Raw genomic sequence first — 217 nt, 5'->3', positions numbered from 1 at the left:
CTTCCACACCCGTTGGAAGCGTGACATTGGTTTCAAAACCATCACTGTTCTCGGCCACGCTGACGCTGCCGTCCGCCGCATCGGCAATGGTTAACGTTGGCGCGGTATCGCTCACGCCATCACCGTCGGTATCACCCGGAATGGTGGTGTCTAAATCAAACGTCACTGGCGCGCTTTCAGCGGTGGTGTTACCCGCCGCATCGCTGATACTGCTGGT

General features: G+C 58.1%; 1 protein-coding gene. It reads right to left on the bottom strand.

Features of this window, described 5'->3' with window-relative positions; genetic code table 11:
• On the bottom strand, positions 1-217 hold a 217-nt coding region (locus AACW06_RS20755; RefSeq protein ID WP_202884145.1), incomplete at both ends, for a hypothetical protein.

The sequence above is a fragment of the Vibrio sp. S12_S33 genome, from assembly GCF_963889785.1.
GTDB lineage: Bacteria > Pseudomonadota > Gammaproteobacteria > Enterobacterales > Vibrionaceae > Vibrio > Vibrio aestuarianus.
The sequence above is the reverse complement of the archived record's forward strand: the minus strand, read 5'-3'. Positions and strand labels throughout refer to the sequence as shown.